The 22,416-nt window shown below is 73.2% G+C and carries 20 protein-coding genes; 6 read left to right on the top strand and 14 right to left on the bottom strand.

The features are described 5' to 3' along the window. Nucleotides 1–176: 176 nt before the first annotated feature. Nucleotides 177–320: a hypothetical protein gene (locus QIT00_RS02865; RefSeq protein ID WP_282533426.1), complete on the top strand. Its 144-nt coding sequence runs from the start codon at nt 177–179 to the stop codon at nt 318–320. A gap of 19 nt (nt 321–339) precedes the next feature. Here the strand turns inward: QIT00_RS02865 and QIT00_RS02860 are convergent, their stop codons facing one another. Both QIT00_RS02860 and QIT00_RS02855 read right to left on the bottom strand, forming a co-directional pair. Next, the gene (locus QIT00_RS02860) at nt 340–2,064 is read right to left on the bottom strand and encodes a hypothetical protein (protein WP_282533425.1); all 1,725 of its coding nucleotides are present in this window, start codon (nt 2,062–2,064) and stop codon (nt 340–342) included. A 54-nt stretch (nt 2,065–2,118) separates the two neighbouring features. Beyond that, nucleotides 2,119–4,548 carry a polysaccharide lyase 8 family protein gene (locus QIT00_RS02855; protein WP_282533424.1) on the bottom strand — a complete coding sequence of 810 codons (2,430 nt, stop codon included), beginning with the start codon at nt 4,546–4,548 and terminating at the stop codon, nt 2,119–2,121. 186 nt (nt 4,549–4,734) lie between these two features. Here QIT00_RS02855 and QIT00_RS02850 point away from each other — a divergent pair, with 186 nt between their 5' ends. Further along, entirely contained in the window at nt 4,735–5,985 is a 1,251-nt protein-coding gene (locus QIT00_RS02850) for an FAD-dependent oxidoreductase (RefSeq protein ID WP_282533423.1), read from the top strand. A gap of 21 nt (nt 5,986–6,006) precedes the next feature. On the opposite strand, the gene QIT00_RS02845 is transcribed toward QIT00_RS02850, so the two are convergent. The 8 genes from QIT00_RS02845 to QIT00_RS02810 form a co-directional block, all read right to left on the bottom strand. After that, nucleotides 6,007–6,627, bottom strand: a complete 621-nt coding sequence (locus tag QIT00_RS02845) for a TetR/AcrR family transcriptional regulator (protein ID WP_282533422.1) — start codon at nt 6,625–6,627, stop codon at nt 6,007–6,009. Between the two features lie 92 nt (nt 6,628–6,719). Continuing rightward, nucleotides 6,720–7,598 (bottom strand): bifunctional 5,10-methylenetetrahydrofolate dehydrogenase/5,10-methenyltetrahydrofolate cyclohydrolase, encoded by an 879-nt coding sequence (locus QIT00_RS02840; RefSeq protein WP_282533421.1) that lies wholly within the window; start codon nt 7,596–7,598, stop codon nt 6,720–6,722. A 346-nt stretch (nt 7,599–7,944) separates the two neighbouring features. Beyond that, nucleotides 7,945–8,367 (bottom strand): acyl-CoA thioesterase, encoded by a 423-nt coding sequence (locus tag QIT00_RS02835; RefSeq protein ID WP_282533420.1) that lies wholly within the window; start codon nt 8,365–8,367, stop codon nt 7,945–7,947. 30 nt (nt 8,368–8,397) lie between these two features. Continuing rightward, the gene (locus QIT00_RS02830; RefSeq protein WP_282533419.1) at nt 8,398–9,489 is read right to left on the bottom strand and encodes an acyltransferase family protein; all 1,092 of its coding nucleotides are present in this window, start codon (nt 9,487–9,489) and stop codon (nt 8,398–8,400) included. Between the two features lie 85 nt (nt 9,490–9,574). After that, on the bottom strand, nt 9,575–10,261 hold the full coding sequence (locus tag QIT00_RS02825; protein WP_282533418.1) for a hypothetical protein: 687 nt from the start codon (nt 10,259–10,261) through the stop codon (nt 9,575–9,577). Between the two features lie 164 nt (nt 10,262–10,425). Beyond that, complete coding sequence (locus QIT00_RS02820) at nt 10,426–11,655, bottom strand: FAD-dependent monooxygenase (RefSeq protein ID WP_282533417.1); 1,230 nt, start codon at nt 11,653–11,655, stop codon at nt 10,426–10,428. Between the two features lie 171 nt (nt 11,656–11,826). Then, nucleotides 11,827–13,458 (bottom strand): malate synthase A, encoded by a 1,632-nt coding sequence (aceB, locus tag QIT00_RS02815; protein WP_282533416.1) that lies wholly within the window; start codon nt 13,456–13,458, stop codon nt 11,827–11,829. Between the two features lie 314 nt (nt 13,459–13,772). Beyond that, a complete protein-coding gene (locus QIT00_RS02810; RefSeq protein ID WP_282533415.1) occupies nt 13,773–14,414 on the bottom strand; it encodes a nucleotidyltransferase family protein in 642 nt (213 codons plus the stop codon). A gap of 411 nt (nt 14,415–14,825) precedes the next feature. On the opposite strand from QIT00_RS02810, the gene QIT00_RS02805 reads away from it, so the two are divergent. Continuing rightward, nucleotides 14,826–15,113 carry a DUF5955 family protein gene (locus QIT00_RS02805; protein ID WP_282533498.1) on the top strand — a complete coding sequence of 96 codons (288 nt, stop codon included), beginning with the start codon at nt 14,826–14,828 and terminating at the stop codon, nt 15,111–15,113. 13 nt (nt 15,114–15,126) lie between these two features. On the opposite strand, the gene yczR is transcribed toward QIT00_RS02805, so the two are convergent. Next, nucleotides 15,127–16,593 carry a MocR-like transcription factor YczR gene (yczR, locus tag QIT00_RS02800; RefSeq protein WP_282533414.1) on the bottom strand — a complete coding sequence of 489 codons (1,467 nt, stop codon included), beginning with the start codon at nt 16,591–16,593 and terminating at the stop codon, nt 15,127–15,129. Between the two features lie 116 nt (nt 16,594–16,709). Between yczR and QIT00_RS02795 the strand changes: the two genes are divergently transcribed. Beyond that, entirely contained in the window at nt 16,710–17,324 is a 615-nt protein-coding gene (locus tag QIT00_RS02795) for a universal stress protein (RefSeq protein ID WP_282533413.1), read from the top strand. Here the strand turns inward: QIT00_RS02795 and QIT00_RS02790 are convergent. Together QIT00_RS02790 and QIT00_RS02785 are read right to left on the bottom strand one after the other, a co-directional pair. Beyond that, nucleotides 17,311–17,946 carry a response regulator gene (locus tag QIT00_RS02790; RefSeq protein WP_282533412.1) on the bottom strand — a complete coding sequence of 212 codons (636 nt, stop codon included), beginning with the start codon at nt 17,944–17,946 and terminating at the stop codon, nt 17,311–17,313. The genes QIT00_RS02795 and QIT00_RS02790 overlap by 14 nt on opposite strands. Further along, nucleotides 17,943–19,271, bottom strand: a complete 1,329-nt coding sequence (locus QIT00_RS02785) for a sensor histidine kinase (RefSeq protein WP_282533411.1) — start codon at nt 19,269–19,271, stop codon at nt 17,943–17,945. The genes QIT00_RS02790 and QIT00_RS02785 overlap by 4 nt, the downstream gene beginning before the upstream one ends. A gap of 171 nt (nt 19,272–19,442) precedes the next feature. On the opposite strand from QIT00_RS02785, the gene QIT00_RS02780 reads away from it, so the two are divergent. Beyond that, nucleotides 19,443–20,528 carry an ABC transporter permease gene (locus tag QIT00_RS02780; protein ID WP_282533410.1) on the top strand — a complete coding sequence of 362 codons (1,086 nt, stop codon included), beginning with the start codon at nt 19,443–19,445 and terminating at the stop codon, nt 20,526–20,528. Further along, entirely contained in the window at nt 20,525–21,208 is a 684-nt protein-coding gene (locus QIT00_RS02775) for an ABC transporter ATP-binding protein (RefSeq protein WP_282533409.1), read from the top strand. The genes QIT00_RS02780 and QIT00_RS02775 overlap by 4 nt, the downstream gene beginning before the upstream one ends. Before the next feature lie 282 nt (nt 21,209–21,490). Here QIT00_RS02775 and QIT00_RS02770 read toward each other — a convergent pair whose 3' ends face one another. After that, nucleotides 21,491–22,297 (bottom strand): IclR family transcriptional regulator, encoded by an 807-nt coding sequence (locus QIT00_RS02770; RefSeq protein ID WP_282533408.1) that lies wholly within the window; start codon nt 22,295–22,297, stop codon nt 21,491–21,493. Between the last annotated feature and the right edge of the window lie 119 nt (nt 22,298–22,416).

The raw sequence follows: 22,416 nt of genomic DNA, 5'->3' as shown, positions 1-22,416 counted from the left end.
TCGCCCTCGCGCGAGGGGAGTTCGAGCTGCTGCCGACCGGTCCTGACCACTTCAACATCGCAAAGACCTGGTGGCGTCAGGCCGAGGACCGCCTGGCCTGCGGGCAGCCCGAGTCCGCGCTGCGCTGCCTCAACGAGGCCGACGCGGGCACGTCCGGTGCTACGTATCAGCGAGCGGTGGTCCTGCTGCTGCGCGGCGATGTCCACCAGGAACTCGGCGACCGCGACGCGGCGGAGGCGGACTGGACGCGCGCCCGGGACGTGTTCGCGGAACTCGGCAGCCCCCGGGCGGAGGAGGCCCAAGGCCGCCTCGACGGCTGAGGCCGCGCGGCGTCGCCGGTCAGGCGGGGCGCAACTCCAGTACGCCGACGTCCTGGTGCTCACCCGCGCGCACCCGTACGAGCCGGGCTTCCCCTGTGTGCGGCAGGAGCGTGTGGACCACGGAAGCGGCGACGCCGAAGTCGGCCCAGGGCGGGTGCCGCACCCAACGTGCGTGTAGGGAGCTGGAGTTGAGCGGGACGGCCAGGCATCCGTGGCCGGGTTCCTCGTACGCCAGCAGGTCGTGGTGCGGGAACCGTGCCGCGTACGTCCGGGCGTCCGGGTGCCGGTCGAGCGGCACGAGGAGCACGTCGGCGGTACGGGGCAGGCGCTGGTCGGGGTCGTCGACGTCCGCGGCGAGGTGGGCCGACGCGAGGTGGGCGCCCTGGGTGCGCTGGTGGGCGGCGGGGTAGCGGCGCAGGGTGAGCTCCGCGCCGCCCTCCGATACGCGCACGTCCGCGGTCACGTACCGGGCGGGCAGGTGGGGGAGTGCGCGGCGTGCGGGCGGGCCCGGGGGGACCGGGATCGCGCGCGTGACGGCGGGCTGTTCCGGTTCGGGGAGGTCGAGCCAGAAGTAGAACAACTCCCGCAGAAGCCCGGCGGCCTCGCCCGGCCGTGAGGTGATGGCGTCGTACGTCAGGTCCTGAGCCTGCGCTTCTGCTTCGGCGAGCTGTCGGGCGAGTGGGGTGCCGCGGCGGAGGCGGGGGAGTTGTTCGCCCAGGTGGTGCATCGGGGAATCCGGTGCGGCGGTCGCGCGGTCGAATGCGCCCAGGACGCAGGGAATTCCGAGGGTGTGCCCGTACAGAGTCACCGAACCGTGGTCGCCTATCAGGAAGTCGGCGGCGCACAATGCTGCTTTCCAGGTCTCCGTCTCGGGTGCGGGCAGGAGCAGTCCGGAATCCAGCATCGGGGCCAACCAGTGGTGCCACTGCCAGGGGCTGTGGGCGTAATAGGCGCCGGGATGGGCGGTGACGAGTACGCGGAATTCGTCGGCGGGGAGTTCGGCGAGCGCCCGGAGGATCACGTCGCGCGACGGCGAGCCGAGTATGGAGCCGGGCCCCCACGTGGAGGAGACGACGACGAGCCGCTGTCCCGGTTCGAGGCCGAAGGCGCGGCGGTACCGCTCACGGAACGGCAGGGCGGTTCTGAGCTGGTCGATCACGGGGTCTCCGGCGACCACGGCTGCTGGGAGGGCCTGCGGGCAGCTCTCGGCGAGGCGGTCGAGCTGCTCGGAGTGGGAGAGGACGACGGCCGACGGAATCACCTTCCCGTCGTGCACCAGCCACTCTTCCGTAAGCCCGAAAGCCCCGGTTTCCGGTTTCCGGTTTCCGGTTTCCGGTTTCCGGTTTCCGGTTTCCGGTTTCCGGTTTCTTGCCAGCTTCTTATTGTATCCGGCCCCATGTGGCGTGCTGACCAGGGGAGTTCGGAGACGGTGCAGGTCTCCGCCCCTGCTCGTCGCGATCGCGAGATCGAATTCCCGGGAATCCCTGGCTTCCGGCCACGGCACGTGCACCATTCCGCGTTCCGCGAAGAATTCCGTCACGCCGGAGTCGAGGGCGGAGGAACCCGTGCACGAGAAGACCACCTGCACGCGTTCGTCGCCCTCGAAGGCCGAGAGCAGGTCGAGGAGCCGGGTCGCGGAGGTGATGTTGTGCACCACGCCGAGAACCGTGCGCGCGGGACGGACCGTGGCCCAACGGCCCCGGTCCGCACTGATCGGCAGCGGCAGCCGCCGGTCCTCCCGCACTGCATGACTCCTCGTGGTCCACGTCCCCCTGGCTGCGGCCACCCTAACGGCCGCTCACCGCACCCGGAGCACCACCCGCTGCGACCCCCCGGCGGTCCCGCTCAGGTCCCCGAAGGTGAGGCTCAGGGACGGGCCCGTACGAGCCGAGGTCAGCGTCGACGGCTTGCTGAGGACGGTGCGGACCGGGTGCTTCCAGGTCAGCCGGAGGCCCCGTACCGCACGCCGCGGGTCGCTGACCGTGAGCACCGCCGTGCCGTCGCGCCGCTCCACGATCTGCACGCACACCGGGGCGTCCGCGGTGACCTTGCCGACCGTCTCCGGCTCCCAGAACGTGACGCCGGTGAAGCCGAGCGAGGGGACGCGAATCCCTTGCGCCCGCGCCGAGTTGGCGAGCTGGACCAGCCAGTCGCGGTCCGCCGCCCGGGCCGCGGTGCGCGGGCGGCTCGCGCCCGGGAGGACGACGTACGCGTACGAGGCGTCGTCGGGGTCCGTGCCGTGGTCGGCGGTGAGCGTGACGTACCGCCGGGTGACCGGGTCCGTGGAACCGCCGCCGTTGATGTCCTTCCAGGTGCCGGTGCGGGCCTCGCGGAGCGTGCCGAGCCGGGTGCCGCCGGGGAAGACGTACCCGGCGTGCCCGTCGAGGTGGGCCCAGCGCGCGTCGACCGTGCCGTTCGTCTCGCGGACACGGCCGTCCACCAGGAGGCGCGCGGCGCCGTCCGGGCCCAGGTTGCGATTGTCGATCACCGTCTGCACGCCGCTGCCGTCGGTGGCGGTGATGCCCGCGCCGAGGCAGACGATCGCGTCGTCGAGGAAGAACCAGGACTTCCGGGCCGTCAGCGTGGACGACAGGCCGAGGAGGTGCTGCGCGACCGTGGCGTACGTGCCGTCGCTCGCGCCGCCCACCCAGGTCGTGTCCGGTGTCGCCGCGCCCCACGTGCCGCCCTCGCCGTCGGCCAGCTTCTTCAGCGAGGCGGTGGTGCCGGGCAGCCGGTACGGGTCGACGGTGGGCCAGTAGCCGTCGCTGTACTGGCCGCCGTTCGCGTCCCCGGCCCACCAGTAGAGCATTCCCGAACCGGTGTGCCAGCCGCGGACGTTCTCGCCGTTGCCGTTCTCGTAGTACGTGATCCGCTTGGACGCCATCGACAGCGAGGCGGTGAAGGCGCTGGTGCGGTGGACGGCGCGGTCCATCGACGGGAACAGGCGGTGGCCGAGCGGTTCGGGGGCGGGCTTGACCGCGGCGTCGTCGAGCAGCGCGTTCGCGCGGGAGAGCGCGGCGACGCCGAGGGTGCGGCCGGAGCGCACGTCCGCGTACCGGTCGCGGGTGAACCAGCCCTTCGCGAGCGCCTTCCAGCGCGCCGCCTCCGCCGCGCTCGCGCCCTGCGCGAGGACGAGGACCGAGCCGATGACGGCATGGCCGCGCAGATGGTCGTCCTGCTGGACGCCGAGCGGGTCACCGGCGGTCAGGCCCCGGCTGATCGCCCGGCCCGAGACGCCGTCCATCATCAGCCCGTCGTGCAGGCACGGCGCGTACGCCGCCTCCACCGCGTCGAGGAACAACTGCCGCTTCGGATCGGTGACTTGCCAGCTGGAGCCGTCGAGCAGTGCGAGCAGCCGGCCGGTCCCGTCGATGAGGACCGCGCCGTACGACCCGGTGTAGGGCACGTTGGTGTGCTGGATCAGCGAACCGTCCGCGTAGAGCCCGTCCCCCTTCGTGACGTACGGGAACGTCGGCGACATCGCGTCCCGGGCGAGCGCCACCTTGGCCGCCGTACCGTCGAGGATGCCGCGCAGCGCGAGCACCCGGCACAGGTCGATGCGGTTGGCGCCGGTGCTGGTGCCCGTGTACTCCGCGACCTTGGAGTCCGGCACGAAGTGGTCGACGGCGCGTACGGTCGCCGCGATCTGCGCGGCGTCCAGGTGCTCGTGCATCAGCACCGCGACGTCGAGCAGCGCCTGCGGCGCGCCGATCTCCCAGCTGTACCAGTTCCCGTACGGGGCCTGGTTCTCGTGGTACACGTCCGCGATCAGATGCGCGTACGCGGTGATGATCTTTTCCTTGGCGGCCGCGTCACCGGTGAGTCCCGTGCCGGGCTGGCAGTACGCCTCGGCCATCGTCCGCAGCCGCGCCGCGCTCGCCTGGATCTTTCCGGAGTATCCGTAGGACTCCTGGTCCTTGTCCGGTTCCGGGTCCGCGTAGACCGCGTCCGGCCACACCGAGCCCGGCTTCGGGGCCATCGCGTCCAGGTGGCGGCGTGCGGTGGTGCCGAGGGTGGCGAGCTTGGAGCGGAAGGGCTCGGCGGTGGGGCTGAAGCCCTCGCCGAGGAGCAGCGTGCGCCAGCGGGCGCGCAGGGTCGCGAACTCGTCCTCGTCCGCGATGCGTTGGGCCTGGGCCGAACCGCTGGTCAGGCCGAGCGCGAGGGCGGCGGCGCCGGACGTGGCGAGGAAACCGCGGCGGGACCAGCGGGACGTGGGCGTCGTGGTCATGAGAGGGCTCCGAAGGCAGGGGAGGGCTGCTGGAAGTGAGCGGTTTCTAGCACGCAATCGATCGAACGCTCAATAGATGGAACGGAGTTGAGCGTTTTGATCGAGATGGGGGCCGCGTCGAGAGGCTGTCTGACCGATCGGTTAGATTGCTGTCCAGTCGGTCAGCTCTGCTGTGGAGGTACTGCGATGACCCAGGAACGTACGACGTGCTGCATCGTCGGCGGCGGCCCCGCGGGCATGATGCTCGGGCTGCTGCTCGCCCGCGCCGGAGTGCGCGTGACCGTCCTGGAGAAGCACCGGGACTTCCTGCGCGACTTCCGCGGCGACACCGTCCACCCCTCGACGCTCCGCCTGCTCGACGAACTCGGCCTCGGCGCCCGCTTCGCGAAGCTGCCCGCGCGCCGCCTGCACGAGATGCGGATCCGGATCGGCGCCACCACCGTGACCACGGCGGACTTCGGGCGCATGCCCGGCCGGATACGGCACAAGTACATCGCGATGGTCCCGCAGTGGGACTTCCTCGACCTGCTCGCCGAAGCCGCCGCCGACGAGCCCACGTTCACGCTGCGCCGCAGCACCGCCGTCACCGGTCTGATCACCGACTCCGCGGGCCGCGTCACAGGCGTACGCCTCACCGACGAGCGGGGCACCCCCGGCGAACTCGCGGCGGACCTCGTCATCGGCTGCGACGGGCGCGGCTCCGCCGTCGCCGCGGCGGCCGGTCTGCGGCAGCGGAGCTTCCCCGTACCCATGGACGTCTGGCAGATCCGCGTGCCCGCCCCCGGCCCGGACGCCGCGCACAGCGGGCGGGTCTTCGGACACTTCGGCTCCGGACAGGTCGCCGTCACCATGGACCGCGGCGACTACTACCAGACCTCCTACCTCATCGAGAAGGGCACGGACGCCGCCCGGCGCCGCCACGACGTGGGCGAACTGCGCGAGAGGCTGGCCCAACTCTTCGGCTGGGGGCCGGAGTCGACCGACGCCATCCGCTCCTGGGACGACGTGAAGATGCTCGACGTGACGATGGGGCGGCTGCCGCGCTGGTACACCGACGGGCTGCTCTGCATCGGCGACGCCGCGCACACCATGTCCCCGGTCGGCGGCGTCGGCGTCAACCTCGCCGTGCAGGACGCCGTGGCCGCCGCCCGGATCCTCGCCGGACCGCTGCGCCGCGGCCGGGTCGCCGAGGCCGACCTCGCGCGGGTGCAGAAGCGGCGCGAACTGCCCACGGCCGTCACGCAGAAGTCGCAGCTCGCCGAGCACGACATGCTGATCGGGCCCGCCCTCGACCGCACCCTCGACCACCGCCCGCTGCCCCTGCCGCTGCGCGCCCTGCGCCGCTCCCGGCTCCTCCAGGGAGTGGCCGCGTACGTGGGTGGCATGGGCGTACGACCGGAACACGCCCCGGAGTTCGCCCGCAGAACGCAGTCCTGAGCAGGCGTCAGGCGCCAGGCGTCAGGTGTCGATCGCCCGCAGCGTGAACTCGACCAGCTCGTCGGCCGCCGCGTCCAGGTCGAGATCCGGGTCCGAGAGCCAGGCCGCGACCACCCCGTCGATCGCGCCGCCCACCGCCAGGGCGATCACACGCGGCGCGAACTCCCGGAACGCACCGGCCTGTTGGCCCGCGACGAGCAGCTCCACGAGCCCGTCGAGCCGACCGGTCGCCTCATGCCCGCCCGGTGTCTTCAGACGGGTGCCGCCCGCGTCGTCGAGGAGGGTCTCGGTGATGACGCGGACATGGCTCCGGTGGGCCTGCTGGTAGCCGACCATCGCCCGCACGTACGCCACGATCGCCGCGCGCGGATCCGGCGCGGCGTCCACCCGCTCGTGGACAAAGTCCGCGAACCGGCTCACGACGTGCTCGAACGCGGCCCGCGTCAGCTTGTCCTTCGAGCCGAAGTGGTACAGCACCGCGGCCTTCGACAGGCCCGCGCGCTCGGCGATGGCGGCGAGCGAGGCCGCCGGGTAGCCGCGGCTCGCGATCAGCTCGATCGTGCACGCCACGAGCTGCTCGCGGCGGGCCCGCTCGGTGAAGGTCGGCTCCCCAGCGGATCCGGGGCTCCGGCGCGGGCTCATCGTGGGTCATCTCCCCTGCGTACGGGCGGTTCCTGGCCAGGCGGGGGCGCCGCGACCGGGACCGACCGTACACCGGGACCATTGCTGGTGCCTCAGGCGGAGGCCGCGCCCAACTGCCGCTCGGCCGCGTCCAGGGTCTGCTCCAGGAGCACCGCGATCGTCATCGGGCCGACGCCGCCCGGCACCGGCGTGATCAGGCTCGCCCGCTCGGCCGCCGCGGCGAACTCGACGTCGCCGACGTTGCCCGCGTTGTACCCGGCGTCGATGACCACGGCGCCCGGCTTGATGTCCGCGCCGCGGATGAACTCGGGCCGCCCGACCGCCGCGACGAGGATGTCCGCCTCCCGCACCAGGGAGGAGAGGTCCTGGGTCCGCGAGTGGCAGTACGTGACCGTCGCGTCCCGCGCGAGCAGCATCATGCCGACCGGCTTGCCGAGGATCGCGCTGCGCCCGACGACCACGGCGCGCTTGCCGGTCGGGTCGACGTCGTACGCGTCGAGGAGGCGCATGATGCCGCCCGGCGTGCAGGACGCGAAGCCGGGCAGCGCGAAGCCCATCGCCGCGAACGACCGCATCGTCACGCCGTCGACGTCCTTCTCCGGCGCGATCGCCTCGAACGCGGCCCGCTCGTCGATGTGCTCGCCGCACGGGTGCTGGAGCAGGATGCCGTGCACCTCGGGGTCGGCGGACAGCTCGGTGAGCTTCGCGACCAGCTCCTCGGTCGTGGTCCCGGCGGGCAGCGGCACGTGCAGGGAGCGGATCCCGGCCTTCTCGCAGCGGTTCCGCTTCATCCGTACGTACGTCACCGACGCCGGGTCCTCGCCGACGAGCACGGTCGCCAGACAGGGGGTGGCGCCGGTACGTTCGGTCAGGGCGGCGGCGCGGGCGGCGGTGCGCTCCACGATGCGGCGGGCGACGGCGGTGCCGTCCATGAGCTGGGCGTTCAGGGTCTCGGTGGGCTGTGCGGCCATGGGTGCTCCCGGGCGTCGTCGGCATCAACTGCGGATCTCGCCCAGGCGCGCGGCAGCGTACGCGCCCCTCGCGGGGCGGCACGGCGACGGAGACCGTCGGGCCGCTCCCCGGTGGTACTCCACCTCAGCGCCAGTCACGGCCCGCACCCAGGGTAGAGGAGGGCGCGCCGGGGCCTTCCGCCCGGCCCCCGGCTCGGGTCCCGGCTCGGCCTCCGGCTCAGGTCCCGGCTCGGCCTCCGGCTCGGGTCCCTGCTCGGGTCCCGGCTCGGCCTCCGGCTCGGGTCCCGGCTCGGCCTCCGGCTCGGGTCCCTGCTCGGCCCCCGGCTGGGGTCCCTGCTCGGGTCCTTCAGAGGCCGAACAGCTCCGGCCGCTTCGCGAGCGTACGGAAGTGGTCCTGCGGCTGGGCCACCAGCCTGCGGGCCTTGAGGTCCATCAGGCCGCCCACCCCGGAGAGCTCCGCCGACACCGTGCCGTCGGCCTTGCGGATGGTCTGCGTGATCCGGAAGGACTTGCCCTCGCCCCACTGGAACGCGCAGCTCACCGTGACATCGTCCCCGGCCTGCAGCTCGCGCAGATACCGGATCGTGGTCTCCAGGACGACGGGCCCGACGCCCTGGCCCACCAGGTCGTTCTGCCCGATCCCGGCGGCCTGGAGCAGCGACCAGCGGGCGTGCTCGGCGTACTGCAGATACACGGCCTGGTTGAGGTGTCCCTGGACGTCCGTCTCGTAACCACGGACGGTCACGGGAACGGAGAACGCTTCGGTCACGGTCTTTCCTTCGCTCGACTCCGGTGCGCGTCACCGAGGGGGCGGCGCGCGGCCATCATGCCCAACGGCACTGACAGCGACGGCATTCGGGGCTTCGCCGAGCGCCCGGAACAGCCACGGCACCCGCGGCTCCACCACCGGCCGGAACACCCGCCGCACCGGCGCCGAGCAGAGCAGCGCGATCCCGCCCAACGCCAGCGCTGTCACGGCCAGCGCACCGGGCGGGGTGTGCAGCCACGGCGTGTCGTACCAGTCCCAGAACCGGGCGGCCTTGATCAGGAAACCGTGCAGCAGGTAGCCGTACAGCGTGCCCGTGCCGAGTGCCGTGATCCACAGCCGGCGGCCCGGCACCCAGGCCAGGAAGCAGGCCGTCAGCAGCAGCGCGAGCGCGAACAGCGCCGGTGTCGCCACCAGCCCCGCCCACGCGGGCACGCCGCGCCCGGTGACGTCCCCGCGGTGGTACAGCCAGCCGGTGTCGAACCACGGAGCCACCGCGTACGCCGTGCACAGGGCGCCCGCGAGGACCGGGAGCGCCGCGATCCGCACCCGGCGGCGGCGCAGCCAGGTGAAGTGCTCCGGTCTCAGCACCAGTCCGGCCACGAAACACGGCAGGAACCCGAGCACCCGCTGCAGCGCCAGATCCCCGCCGAGCGAGGGCGAGGCGGAGGCCAGCGCGGCCACGGCGAGGGAGACCGCCACCGGCCACCGGATCAGCAGCCACAGCGGTGTGGTCAGCCGCCAGATGAACAGGGCGAGCAGGAACCACATCACGTACCACGGATCGAGCAGGCTGATCGGGTAGCCGGGGTCGTCCTCCGCCCAGCGGTAGAACAGCGTGTACGCGACCTCGAAGACGACGTACGGCACGGCCACGCTCGCGATCAGCCGCCGCACCCGGCCGGGCCCGAGGTCGAAACTCCGGGAGAAATAGCCGGAGATGAGGGCGAAGGCCGGCATGTGGAAGGCGTACACGAGGAGATACAGCGCGGTGGCGGCGCGGCTGCCGTACGTGAGCGGCTCCCAGGCGTGACCGCAGGCCACCAGGACGATGGTGAGGTACTTGGCGTTGTCGAAGTACGGGTCGCGGTTCGCATCGCGCTTCGGCTCGCGTGGTCGCTGCATCTCCCGCCTCCCCCCGGGTCGTTCGCGCTGCCTCCTCGGTTGCCCAGGAGGCCGGTGGTCATGCGTGCGTCGCGCGGTGCGCGGTTCAGACGCGTCTTGGCGAGGCGAGCAGCAGCCTGCCCCCGCCCCGCTCGCCGTGCGCGCTCACCTGCCAGCCCGCCTGCGCCAACGCGTCCGCGCACGCGGCGAGTTCGGCCGCTTCGTCACGCACGGCCCCGCCGGAAATCCCTCCCGGCCCGGATATCGCCCGGACCGCGACCGCCTCGGGCTGGTCCGTCGCCGTGACGCGATAGCCGGGCGTGGCCGTCGCCCCCGCGCCGGACGCCGGGGTGCCGCCCCCCGCTTCCAGGGCCAGCGCGGCGGCCTGCACGAGGTGGCCGCGCTCCCAGGCGCAGGGGCGGTCCGTCGCGCCGTCGGCGTTCGTCATCCGGCGGAGCTCCAGGAGACCTTGCCAGGCACTGTGCACCTCGCGGCGCCGTGCGGGCCCCGCCGCGGGCGCGTCCGGCTCGGCCCCGGTGCGGGCGGCGAACACCGCGCCGCCCTTGGTGTCGGTGACCGGCGCCGCCGCGGGCGGGGCGGCGCTCGACAGCTCGGCCCGCGCCCGGTGTCCGGCGGGGGTGAGGAAGTGCGCCCGCGGCGGCCGGGCGTGCCGGAACGCCAGGCCCAGTCGGACCAGGCCCGCCAACTGCGCCTCGGAGCCCGTGATCCGGCCCGTCACGTCGTCCGCAGCGGCCACGATCCGCCGCTGGCCCGCGGTCAGCCGTCCCGTCATCGGCGCACCCCTTCCACCGTCTCCCCGTGCAGTCCATGGTGCCTCGCACCACTGACAACGGCCCCTCGGCAGCGACTTCTCGACGGCCCCTCGCCCCAGGTCGACGGCCCCTCGCCCAGGGCGGCTACAACAGCCCCGCCGCAACAGCTGTACCAGCGGCCGGTTCAGGGGCGTGTGCGCAGCCGTCCGCCGCCGAACGCCCCCGAGCCGTCCGCCCGCTGCCACCACTCCTCCAGGCCCCGCTGGTCGAGGGCGGGCCAGTCCGGCGTGCGGGTCACGAGCGCGTCGCCCAGGCGGCGGCCCAGGTCGACCAGAGTCCGGCCGGTGGGCGTGCGCTCGTCGTCGTACGCGCCGAGCGCCGCGCCCAGGTCGGCCGTCCCCGAGAGGGCGCGCTCCAGGGCCGAGGCGTCCTGCAGCGCCTTGACCGCGCCCGCGCCGGTGTGCGGCCTGGCCACGGTCGCCGCGTCGCCGAGCAGCAGCAGCGGTCCCGAGGTGTAGCGCGGCGCGGTGAAGTCGTACAGCGTCTGCACGGCGAGCTCCTCGCGCGCGGTGGCCTTCAGGAGCGTGGCCCAGTATGGCGGCAGCAGCGCGTCGGCGAAGCGGGCGAGGCGCTCGCGCTGCGCGTCGTCGAGGGTGTCGTCGTGCGCGTCCGGGTCGCCCGGCGTGCGGGTCAGATCGGTCGAAGGGGCCGTGTAGAGCACCCAGTTGACGCGGCGGCCCGGCGGGTCGGCCGGGCCCGCGGGGATGCGGTAGACGATCAGATGGCCGCCGGGGAAGACCACGTACGCGCACTCGTCGGCCGGCCAGCGCTCCGGATCCGGCAGCCGCTCCACCGGGAAGGCGCCGCGCCAGGCCGGATAGCCCGCGAACCGCGGCTCCACCTCCGCGAACGCCGCGGCCCGCACCACCGAGCGGTGCCCGTCCGCGCCCACGACCAGGTCGAACTCCTCCGCGCCCGCCGAGGTACGCACCGCCGCGCGGCGGCCGTCGCGGGTCACCTTCGTCACCGGCGTGCCGGAGCGGATCTCCGTCCCGGCGGGCATCCGGTCCCGCAACTCGTGCCAGAGAGAACCCCAGTTGTACGTACGGAAGGGGAAGCCCATCGCCGCGATCCGGCGGCCGAGCGGGTCCGGGCAGGCCGCGTCCCGCACGTACCAGTGCCGGTGGTCCAGCTGCACCCACGGCATCGCGGCGTCCAGGTAGCCCGCCGCCTCCAGCTCCGCGTACCGCGCGTCGTGCAGGGCGATGCCCATGCCGCGCTCGCCGAGCAGGCCCGGCGCGCGTTCGTAGAGCGTGACCGACCCCGCGCCCCCGCGCCCGGCCGCGAGCGCCGCCGCGCATCCCGCGATGCTGCCGCCGACGACGGCGACCCTGCGCTCCCGCTGCTTGTCCATCCCGTACCGCCTTCCCCGTAGGGGGAGCAGTCCATCAACGGCCTTGCGGGAAGGGCAAGTTGGCGCGTCGGCCGGTCGGCTGAAGTGTTGCGGTCGCGGGGCCGGAGACGGGTGTGCCCCCGTAGGCGCCGCTGGGGCGCGCCACGGGGGCACGGTGAGGCTCGGTCGGACTCAGCCGGCCAGCTGCTCGTACGCGGGCAGCGTCAGGAAGTCCGCGTAGTCGGCGTCGAGCGACACCGTCAGGAGCAGGTCGTGTGCCTGCTGCCAGTTGCCGGCCTCGAAGGCCTCGTCGCCGATCTCCTCGCGGATCTTGGCGAGTTCCTCGCCGGCGACCTTGCGGGCCAGGTCCGCGGTGGCGGTCACAGCCTGGCCTTCGTGCTCGAATACAACCCCCGCGTTGATCCACTGCCAGATCTGCGAGCGGGAGATCTCGGCGGTGGCCGCGTCCTCCATCAGGTTGAAGATCGCGACGGCGCCGAGTCCGCGCAGCCAGGCCTCGATGTAGCGGGTGCCGACCTGGACGGCGTTGCGCAGGCCGTCGTAGGTGGGCTTGGCGTCGAGCGAGTCGATCGCGATGAGGTCTTCCGGCTTGACGTCGACGTCCTCGCGCAGGCGGTCCTTCTGGTTCGGCTTGTCGCCGAGCACCGCGTCGAAGGAGGCCATGGCGATCGGCACCAGGTCCGGGTGGGCGACCCAGGAGCCGTCGAAGCCGTCGCCGGCCTCGCGGTCCTTGTCGTTCTTGACCTTCTCGAACGCGACCTTGTTGACCTCGGCGTCCCGGCGCGACGGGATGAACGCCGCCATGCCGCCGATGGCGTGCGCACCGCGCTTGTGGCAGGTGCGCACGAGCAGCTCGGTGTAGGCGCGCATGAACGGCGCGGTCATCGTCACCGCGTTGCGGTCCGGCAGGACGAACTTGGCGCCGCCGTCACGGAAGTTCTTGACGATCGAGAAGAGGTAGTCCCAGCGTCCGGCGTTGAGACCGCTCGCGTGGTCGCGCAGCTCGTAGAGGATCTCCTCCATCTCGTACGCGGCCGTGATCGTCTCGATCAGGACGGTGGCGCGGACGGTGCCCTGCGGGATGCCGACGTAGTCCTGGGCGAAGACGAAGATGTCGTTCCAGAGGCGGGCCTCCAGGTGTGACTCCGTCTTCGGCAGGTAGAAGTACGGGCCCTTGCCGAGCTCGATGAGGCGCTTGGCGTTGTGGAAGAAGTACAGGCCGAAGTCGACGAGCGCACCCGGGACGGCGCGGCCGTCGAACTTCAGGTGCCGCTCCTCCAGGTGCCAGCCGCGCGGGCGCATCACGACGGTGGCCAGCTCGTCGGCGTCCTTCAGGGCGTACGACTTGCCGGACTTCGGGTCGGTGAAGTCGATGTTCCGCGTGTAGGCGTCGATCAGGTTGACCTGGCCGAGGACCACGTTCTCCCAGGTGGGGGCCGAGGCGTCCTCGAAGTCGGCGAGCCAGACCTTGGCGCCCGAGTTGAGGGCGTTGATGGTCATCTTGCGGTCGGTGGGACCGGTGATCTCCACGCGGCGGTCGTTCAGGGCCGCGGGCGCGGGGGCCACGCGCCAGGAGTCGTCCTCACGGATCCGAGCGGTCTCCGGGAGGAAGTCGAGCGTAGAGGTGCGGGCGATCTCGGCGCGGCGCTCGGCGCGGCGGGTGAGGAGCTCGTCACGCCGGGGCGTGAACAGCCGGTGCAGCTCCGCCACGAAGGCGAGGGCGGCGTCGGTGAGGACCTCTTCCTGCCGAGGCAGGGGCTCGGCGTCGACGATGGCCAGCGGGGACGGCGCTGGTGCGGACATGAGCTGTCACTTCCTTCAGCGGGATGAACAGGTGCGGCCCGAAGGCCTCGGAGCCGCTGCGACACCGGAAGACGGGGTGGCCAGAACACGGCACTGAGTGCCGCGAAGGGGCATGACCGGCTTCTAGGCCGCCGGAGCGCGGGGCGCTTCTGACCAGTGGATAGTAGTTTCCTCATAGTGGAAGTTCAAGGTGTGTTGATGTCGAGATTCTCCGAGTCGACAGAACATGGCTCTGAGTGCCATTCCGATCACTCCAGGTTCACTGCCCGATGCGTGGCCGGTTTCACGCTCCTGCACCGGGTCACCGCCCGCGCTCACTCCAACCGCGCCAGGTCCGCCTCCGTGTCGATGTCGTACGCCTCGGCCACGTCCCCGCACTCGACGCGTGTGATCTCCGCCTCGTGCTCGTTCAGGTAAGCGCGCGCCCCGCGATCCCCGGTCGCCGTCGCCGCGATGCCCGGCCAGTGCTCGGCCCCGAACAGCACGGGATGCCCGCGCCCGCCGTCGTACGCGGCACACGCCAGACTCGACGGGGACGTGCAGGCCGCCACCACCCGGCGTACCGCCTCCGCGCCGATGCCCGGCTGGTCGACGAGCGAGACGAGCGCCGCCTGCGCCTGCGCCTGTGCCTGTGCCTGCGCCTGCCCCGCCGCGAGCGAGGCGAGCCCGGCCCGCAGCGACGAGCCCATGCCCTGCTCCCACTCCGGGTTCTCGACCAGGACGCAGCCGTCGAGCGCGGCCTCCTCCCGTACGCGATCGGCCGCCGCACCGATGACCACGTGCACCTCGGCGCAGCCGCCCGTACGCAGCACCCGTACCGCGTGCTCCACCAGGGGGCGGCCCCGGTACGGCAGCAGTGCCTTCGGGCGGCCGCCGAGCCGCCGCCCGCCGCCCGCGGCGAGCAGCAGCCCCGCGACGCGCGGCTCCCTTACCGCAGCCGTCTCGCTCTGTCTCATGGCCCAGCCTCCGCGATTCGGCCAACTCCGTCGTACCGGTCCGGCTCTTCGAGCCGCACCCCGCTCCTACCGCCAGCCTACGAACGCCTGCGCTGTCGCGCGGGACGGAACGGAACACTTCGCTCAGTCCCGGACAGGGGACGAGGCGGTCGAATTCAGTCACGGGAGTGGCGAGCGCGCCGCCGCGTGGCGTTAACTGACCCGCGTCCCCGGCGACCGACCATCGCAGCCAGGCAGGGCCTGGGGGGACCGGGGGCGCGGGGGAACCGCGGTGGGCGTGGCGGAACCGCCAGAACCACCTGAGGCATCAGATCCACCTGAAGCATCAGATCCACCTGACACGAGACACGGGCGCACGACCGAGTGCGAGGGGGATGAGCTGTGTTGCGAAGCGTGCGACAGAGACGACCGGTGGTGGGCGGCGACCTGGATCCGAAGGTGGAGCGACTGAGCTCCGCCGTATCCCGGCTGCGCCGCGAACTGGCCGCGTACCCGTCCGAGTTCCCGGACCGCGGCATCGCCGAGGACGAACTCGCGGCGCTCGCCGCGATGGCCTCCCACGGGGCTCCCGAGCTGCCGCGGCTGCGGCGCTCGCTGCTCCTGATCGCCTGCTCCGTGGGCTCGGTCAGCGCCCTGACCGGTGCGCTCGCCGACGTACGGGAAGCGGTGGACGTCTTCGGGGGACCGGCCCCGGCGTGAACCGGGTGGCGGGTCAGGCCACCCAGTGGCGGGGCCTGCCCTCGCCGTCGGCCGTCGGCAGTCCCGCCGCCAGCGCCCTGGCCAGCCGGCCCACCGCCTCCACGCAGAGCTCGGCGGGCAGCGCGTAGGGGATGCGGAGGCGGTGCTCGTGCGTGCCCGGATCGGCGCCGAAGCGCGAGCCGCCCTCCACGCGTACGCCGTGGTCGAGTGCCGCCGTCGCCAGGGCCGAGGAGACCGGCGCGCCCAGGTCCACCCACAGGCAGAGCCCGCCGGGCGGCAACTGCCAACGCCACTCCGGGAGTTGCTCGGCGAGCGCGGCCGCGAGCGCCGACCGCTGCGAGCGCAGCAGCGGCAGCCGCTCCTTGAGCACCGCGTCCGTACGCTCGATCAGCTCGGTCGCGAGCAGCTGGTCGAGGACGGAACTCGCGATGTCCGTCGGCACGCGGTGGGTGGCCAGCTCGGTGACCAACTGCGTGCTCGCCCGCACCCAGCCGATCCGCAGACCGCCCCAGTGCGTCTTGCTCAACGAGCCGACGGTGACGAGCTGTTCGCCCACACCGTGCCCGGCGAGCGAGGCGAACGGCGCGGGCGGCGGGACGTCGAGCGCGATGTCCGTGAGGGTCTCGTCGACGAGCAGCCAGGTGCCCGTGCGGCGCGCCGTGTCGAGGATCCGCCGGCGCTGCTCGACGGGCATCAGGCGGCCCGTCGGATTGTGGAAGTCCGGTACGAGATAGGCGAGTCGGGGCGCCGCCTGCCGCAGCGTCGACTCCGCCACCTCGGCGTCCCAGCCCTCGTCCGTCACCGGCACGGGGGTCGCCCGCAGTCCGTCCCTCCGGACCGCGTCGAGGACGTTCGCGTAGCTGGGGTTCTCCACCAGGACCCGGTCGCCGGGCCGGGTCAGGAGCGAGAGGGTGAGCGACACCGCCTGCTGGGCGCCGGAGGTGATCAGGATCTGCTCGGGCAGCGTGGACAGACCGCGGCGCGTGAACCGCTCCGCCACCGCCGCCCTCAACTCCGGTAGCCCGTAAGGGTGGTAGCCCGCCGTCGCCGCGTGCCGGGCCATCGAACCCGTCACCGCGGCGAGCGCCTCGGTCAGCACGCCCTGCGGTGCGTACGGAGCGGCCATGGCCAGGTCGATGACGTCGTCCGTCTCCGCGTACGCGACGTTGCTGGGCCGCCGGCCCTCGGGCAGCACGGTCCAGGTGCCCGAGCCGCGCCTGCTGTGCGCGAAGCCGTCCGAGCGCAGCAGGTCGTACGCCGCCGTGACCGTGGCCCGACTGATACCGAGGGCCGTCGCGAGCTCGCGCTCGGCGGGCAGCCGGGTGCGCAGCGCGATCCGGCCGTCGAGCAGCAGGGTGCGGACGCCCTGCGCCAGGGCGCGGTAGCCGGGCCGCTCGCCCGCGGTCGCGGTGAGGAGCCCGGCGAGCCGACGGCTGCCGAGGGTGCTGTCCACGGAACGGACCACCTGCGTCTCTGCCATGCCAACTCCTCGTGATTGGCCCTCCTGGGCTGGCCAATCACTCTACAGACTGGGGGCAGTGGTCGGCCCTGTGGGGGAAGTGGCCTGGATCGGACTGGCTGTGGGAGGAGGCGGCGATGGTGCGGGAGAGCACGGTGGAGTACGTGGACGAGGTGGCCGCGGGAGGTGATCCCGGACGCGTCGTCGTCGGAGTGAGCGGCTCCCTCGCGAGCCTGGCCGCCCTGCGCGCGGGCGCCGCCGAGGCCCGCCGCTCCGGCCGCGTCCTGGTCGCCGTGCACGCCTGGGAGCCGCCCGAGGGCGAGGCCCTGTACCTGCGGTACCCGGACCGGGTCTGGGCCGCCCTGTGGAAGACCCAGGCCAGGATCTGCCTCGACCGCGCCTTCGACGAGGCCTTCGGCGGCAACCCGCGCGGGGTCACGGCGCGCCGTCTCGTCGTACGCGACCGGCCGGGCCCGGCGCTGTGCAAGGTCGCCCACCGGGAGTCCGACGTGCTGCTGCTCGGCACCCGCCCGTCCCGCCGTACGGGCGCTCCGCGCGGCCGCGGCGGGAAGGTCGCCCGGCACGTCCGCCGGCGCGCGGCCTGCGCCTGGCGCCTTGTGCCGGGCCCGGCCCGCCCGAAGGGGGTACGACGCGCGCTGCGCGCTCTGCGCGCGGACGACTTCCGTACGGCGCCCGCGCCGACTGCCGGGCGGGGTACGGGAGTTGCCGGGGACCGGTTCAGCGGCGGATGAGGCCGAGTCCGGTCGCCGTTGCCACCGCGGCGGTGCGGGAGTCGACGTCGAGCTTCGCGTAGATGCGCGCCAAGTGGGACTTGACCGTGCCCTCGGTGAGGTGCAGCCGACCGCCGATCGCCTGGTTGGACAGGCCCTCGGCCACCAGCGACAGGACTTCGGTCTCGCGCCGGGTCAGTGTGGTGGCGGGGGTGCGCAGCCGGTGCATCAGACGGTCGGCGACGGCCGGGGCGAGCGTCGTGCGCCCGGTGGCGGCCGTGCGGACGGCGGCCGCGAGGTCCTCGGGCGGGGCGTCCTTGAGGAGGTAGCCGGTGGCGCCCGCCTCGATCGCGGGCAGGGTGTCCGCGTCGGAGTCGTACGTGGTGACGATCAGGACGCGGGGCGCGTCGGTGCTTTCGGTGATCCGGGCGGTGGCCTCGGCCCCGCCCATGCCTCGGCCGAACCGCAGGTCCATCAGGACGACGTCGATGTCCCCCAGGGCCGCACGCGTGACCGCCTCCTCGGCTGTGGCGGCCTCGGCGACCACGGTGAGGCCGGGCTCGGTCTCCAGAACGGCTCGGAGCCCGGCCCGTACCACCGGGTGATCGTCGGCGAGCAGCAGCCGGATGGGGCTCTCGGTCATCGGTGGGCCTCGGGTTCGCCGTCGGTGCGGGGGTCTGCGGAGGGGGCTGTGCGGGGGTTGGGACGGGGGTCCGTACGGGGGTCGGTACGGGGGTCCGTACGAGGGTCCGTACGAGGGTCCGTACGAGGGTCGGTACGGGGTTCCAGAGGAAGCTCGGCGGTCAGGGATGTGCCCCGGCCGGGGGCCGAGTCGAGGGTGAAGGTGCCGCCGAGGGCCTGCATCCGGGCGCGCATCGCGGCCAGTCCGAAGCCGCCGCGCTCCGGGTCGGGGGCGGGCAGCCGGTCCGGGGCGAATCCGGCGCCGTCGTCCACGACGCCGAGGGAGACGCGGCCGCCGCGATGACGCAGGGTGACATCGGCGGTCTCGGCACCGGCGTGCTGGACCGTATTGGCAAGGGCGGACTGGGCGATGCGGAGCAGCGCCACCTCGTGCGCGGTCGGCAGCGGCACCGGCTCGCCGTCGAGACGGAAGCGCGCGGTGAGCCGGTGCCGGGCGGACGTGGTGGCGCAGAGCCGTTCCAGGGCGCCGGCCAGCGTGGTGTCCTCCAGGGCGGGCGGGGTGAGCGCCGCGACGAAGCGGCGGGCCTCGGCCAGGTTGTCGACGGCGGCCTGCCGCGCCTGGTCCACGTGGCGGGCGGCGTTGTCCGGCGCTTCGGGCAGGGCCCGCTCGGCGGCGCGCAGCAGCAGCTGGATGCTGGTCAGCCCCTGGGCGAGGGTGTCGTGGATCTCCCGGGCCAGGCGTTCACGTTCCGCCAGGACGCCCGCGGTGTGCTGGGCGGCGGCGAGGTCGGCGCGGGTGGCGGTGAGCTCGTCGATGAGCTTCTGGCGCTCCTCGCTCTCCCGGTACAGGGCCTGGTACCCCCACACCACGGCGACGGCCACAGCCGCTCCCAGGGCCGGGCCGATCGCCATGGGCGCGCCGAACGAGCCCTGGTGGGCGGCGTACGCGGCGATCGCCGCCACCGCCGTCGCGAGCACCGCGAGCAGCCCGGCACGGCGGGGCAGCAGGTGGAGTTGGAGGAAGTACAGCGGGAACGCCACCCACACCCCGTCGCCCGACAGGGCGAGCAGGGCCAGCCAGCAGACGCCCACACAGGCCAGCCACCACGCGGCGGCCGACCGGGACCGCCGTATCCGCGGCAGCAGCGGGCCCGCCGCGTACACCAGGGCGCACACCACGGTCACCGTGACGACCGCCCCCGCGTGCGGCCGGCCGTCGGCCACCGCGCGGACGGCGGTCAGGGCGAGCAGGCCGACGATCAGCAGGTGCAGGCACCAGGCCAGGATCCGGGTGGTCGGGGTCAGGGAGGGGGCGGTGGCGTTCACAGTCGTTCCAGCCTAAGGAGACCGGGCCCGAAGCGGCCTCCATCGAAAGTTACAACTCGCCTGGCGCCCTTCGATCCCCGAGGTGCCGTCCTGCGCCAGATGCCCGGGCGGGGGCTCGACGGCGACGGTGGAGTCCTTCCGATTCCACCACCTGAAGGGGCTGGCCGAGCCGTGTTCGTCGCCTGGAGAGACCTGAAGTTCGCCAAGGGGCGCTTCGCCCTGATGGGAACCGTCATCGTGCTGATCACCCTGCTTGTCGGCCTGCTGTCCGGGCTGACGGCCGGCCTGGGGCAGCAGAACATCTCCGCCGTCACCGGCCTGCCCGCCGACAGGATCGCTTTCAACGCCCCCGGCCGCGGACAGGACCTGTCGTACGCCGACTCCACCGTCACGGACGAGCAGTGGCGGGCGTGGGCGAGTACCCCCGGGGTCACCTCCGCCGAACCGCTGGGCATCACCACGACCAAGGCCACGGCCGGCGACCGGAGCGCCGGTGTCTCCGCGTTCGGCGTGCGGCCCGGCTCCTCGCTCGCCCCCGAGAGCGGCAGGATCGACGACACGTCCGCCGTCCTGTCCACCACGGCCGCCGACGACCTCGGCCTGCGGCCCGGGGACACCCTCACGCTCGCCGGGCAGCGGCTGACCGTGGCCGCCGTACGGGGAGACGCCTCCTTCAGCCACACGCCCGTCGTCTGGACCAGCCTGACGACCTGGCGGAAGGCAGCGCCGCCCACCGAGGCCGACGGCCCGGCCGCCACCGTGATCGCTCTGAACGCCGACCCGGCCGCCGACCTCGGCGCCGCGGACCGGGCAGCGGGCACCGAGACCGTCTCCAAGCAGGACTCCCTGTCCGCGATCGGCTCGTACACCTCCGAGAACGGCTCACTGCAGCTGATGCGCGGCTTCCTGTTCGCCATCTCGGCCCTGGTCATCGGTGCGTTCTTCACCGTCTGGACGATCCAGCGCAGCGCGGACGTCGCCGTCCTGAAGGCACTCGGCGCCTCCACGGCCAACCTCCTGAAGGACGCCCTCGGCCAGGCCCTCGTCCTGCTCACCGGCGGCACGCTGCTCGGTACCGCTGTCGCCGCCGGGCTCGGCGCCGTCGTCGCGGGTGGCGCGGTGCCGTTCCTCCTCACGCCCGCCACCGTCCTCGTACCCGCCGCCGTGATGATCCTGCTCGGCGCGCTCGGGGCCGCCCTGTCCATCCGCCGCATCACGTCCGTCGACCCGCTGACCGCTCTGGGGAGCGCCCGATGAGCCTGAACCTGACCGACATCACCCTGACCTACCCCGACGGCGACAGCCGTCTGACCGCCCTGGACGGGGTCGGCCTCGACGTGCCGAAGGGCAGCCTGACCGCCGTGGTGGGGCCCTCGGGCTCCGGAAAGTCCAGCCTCCTCGCCGTGGCCGCCACCCTCATCACGCCCGACACCGGCACCGTGACCGTCGACGGCACCACCACCACCGGAATGACCCGCGCGGAGCTGGCCGAGCTGCGCCGGCACAAGATCGGGATCGTCTTCCAGCAGCCCAACCTGGTGCCGTCGCTCACCGCGGTCGAACAGCTCCAGGTCATGGCCCAGATCGACGGCCGCCGACCGGCCGGTGCCCGCACCCGCGCCCTCGAACTCCTCGACGCGGTCGGCCTGGTGGACCAGGCCCGGCGGCGGCCCCACCAGCTCTCGGGCGGTCAGCGTCAGCGGGTCAACATCGCCCGCGCCCTGATGAACGACCCCACCGTGCTCCTGGTCGACGAGCCCACCAGCGCCCTCGACCACGAACGCGGCGCCGCCGTCATCGAGTTGATCACCCGGCTCACCCATCAGCGGGCGACCGCCACGGTCCTGGTCACCCACGACCGCACCCACCTCACCGCCGTCGACCAGACAGCAGAGGTCCACGACGGCCACCTCCACCTGCCCACCGCCACACACTGACGCACCGGCCCGGCCGTACGCGCGGTCGGGCTCCGGGGTGGGCCGTACGCACGCACCAGCCCGAAGCCGTTCGGAGGCACGGACGGGCCCGAAGCCCGCCGGAGGTGCGGACGGGTCCGAAGCCCGCCGGAGGCACGGACGAGCCCGTAGCCCCCCGGAGGTGCGGACGGGTCCGAAGCCCTCCGGAGGTGCGGACGGGCCCGTAGCCCGCCGGTCGCTTCGGCGTGCTCGGGCCCGTCCGCTTGCGTCAGTCGGTGTCCGGAGACCCGGACTCCGGGCCCCTCAGGACCCGTTCGTGTTCGCCAGGGCCACCGACAGCTCCGCCGCGACCTGCTGGAGGATCGGGACGATCTTCTCCGTGGCGGCCTCGGTGACGCGGCCGGCCGGGCCGGAGATGGAGATGGCCGCCGCCGTGGGGGAGTCGGGGACCGGGACCGCGAGGCAGCGGACGCCGATCTCCTGCTCGTTGTCGTCCACCGCGTACCCCGCCTGGCGGACCTCGGCGAGCGCGTCGAGGAACCCCTCCGGTGTGGTGATGGTCTTCTCCGTCGCGGCGGGCATGCCCGTACGAGAGAGCAGGGCGCGGACCTCCTCGGCGGGCGTGCCGGCGAGCAGCGCCTTGCCCACACCGGTGGAGTGCGGCAGGACGCGGCGCCCGACCTCCGTGAACATCCGCATCGAGTGCTTGGACGGCACCTGCGCCACGTACACGATCTCGTCGCCGTCGAGCAGCGCCATGTTCGCCGTCTCGCCGGTCTCCTCGACCAGGCGGGCGAGGTAGGGCCGTGCCCAGGTGCCGAGGAGGCGGGAGGCGGATTCGCCGAGGCGGATCAGGCGGGGGCCCAGGCTGTAGCGGCGGTTGGGCTGCTGGCGGACGTACCCGGTGGCGACAAGGGTGCGCATCAGGCGGTGGATGGTCGGCAGCGGCAGACCGCTGCTCGCGGAGAGTTCGCTCAGGCCGACCTCGCCCCCCGCGTCCGCCATGCGCTCGAGCAGGTCGAAGGCGCGCTCAAGTGACTGGACTCCACCGCTGGCGGCGGGCTTGGAGGCGCTTTCGGTGGAGGCGTCGCTGGCGTTGGACGTCGGCACGGCGCGGTCCTTTCGGTGCTCAGGAGCAGGCGGACGTGCAGCCTACCCGTCGGTTCCTCGCGTGCGGGTGCCCGGTGGCCCGGTCTTGTACGTAAGTATATTCTGCGTAGCGAAATATA

It is taken from the genome of Streptomyces luteolus (assembly GCF_029968015.1).
GTDB lineage: Bacteria > Actinomycetota > Actinomycetes > Streptomycetales > Streptomycetaceae > Streptomyces > Streptomyces luteolus.
The sequence above is the reverse complement of the archived record's forward strand: the minus strand, read 5'-3'. Positions and strand labels throughout refer to the sequence as shown.

Coding starts and splice junctions, on each gene's coding strand:
- QIT00_RS02855 (WP_282533424.1), bottom strand. CDS start 4,548: ATGACCACGACGCCCACGTCCCGCTGGTCCCGCCGCGGTTTCCTCGCC.
- QIT00_RS02850 (WP_282533423.1), top strand. CDS start 4,735: ATGACCCAGGAACGTACGACGTGCTGCATCGTCGGCGGCGGCCCCGCG.
- QIT00_RS02845 (WP_282533422.1), bottom strand. CDS start 6,627: ATGAGCCCGCGCCGGAGCCCCGGATCCGCTGGGGAGCCGACCTTCACC.
- QIT00_RS02840 (WP_282533421.1), bottom strand. CDS start 7,598: ATGGCCGCACAGCCCACCGAGACCCTGAACGCCCAGCTCATGGACGGC.
- QIT00_RS02830 (WP_282533419.1), bottom strand. CDS start 9,489: ATGCAGCGACCACGCGAGCCGAAGCGCGATGCGAACCGCGACCCGTAC.
- QIT00_RS02825 (WP_282533418.1), bottom strand. CDS start 10,261: ATGACGGGACGGCTGACCGCGGGCCAGCGGCGGATCGTGGCCGCTGCG.
- QIT00_RS02820 (WP_282533417.1), bottom strand. CDS start 11,655: ATGGACAAGCAGCGGGAGCGCAGGGTCGCCGTCGTCGGCGGCAGCATC.
- aceB (WP_282533416.1), bottom strand. CDS start 13,458: ATGTCCGCACCAGCGCCGTCCCCGCTGGCCATCGTCGACGCCGAGCCC.
- QIT00_RS02810 (WP_282533415.1), bottom strand. CDS start 14,414: ATGAGACAGAGCGAGACGGCTGCGGTAAGGGAGCCGCGCGTCGCGGGG.
- yczR (WP_282533414.1), bottom strand. CDS start 16,593: ATGGCAGAGACGCAGGTGGTCCGTTCCGTGGACAGCACCCTCGGCAGC.
- QIT00_RS02795 (WP_282533413.1), top strand. CDS start 16,710: ATGGTGCGGGAGAGCACGGTGGAGTACGTGGACGAGGTGGCCGCGGGA.
- QIT00_RS02790 (WP_282533412.1), bottom strand. CDS start 17,946: ATGACCGAGAGCCCCATCCGGCTGCTGCTCGCCGACGATCACCCGGTG.
- QIT00_RS02775 (WP_282533409.1), top strand. CDS start 20,525: ATGAGCCTGAACCTGACCGACATCACCCTGACCTACCCCGACGGCGAC.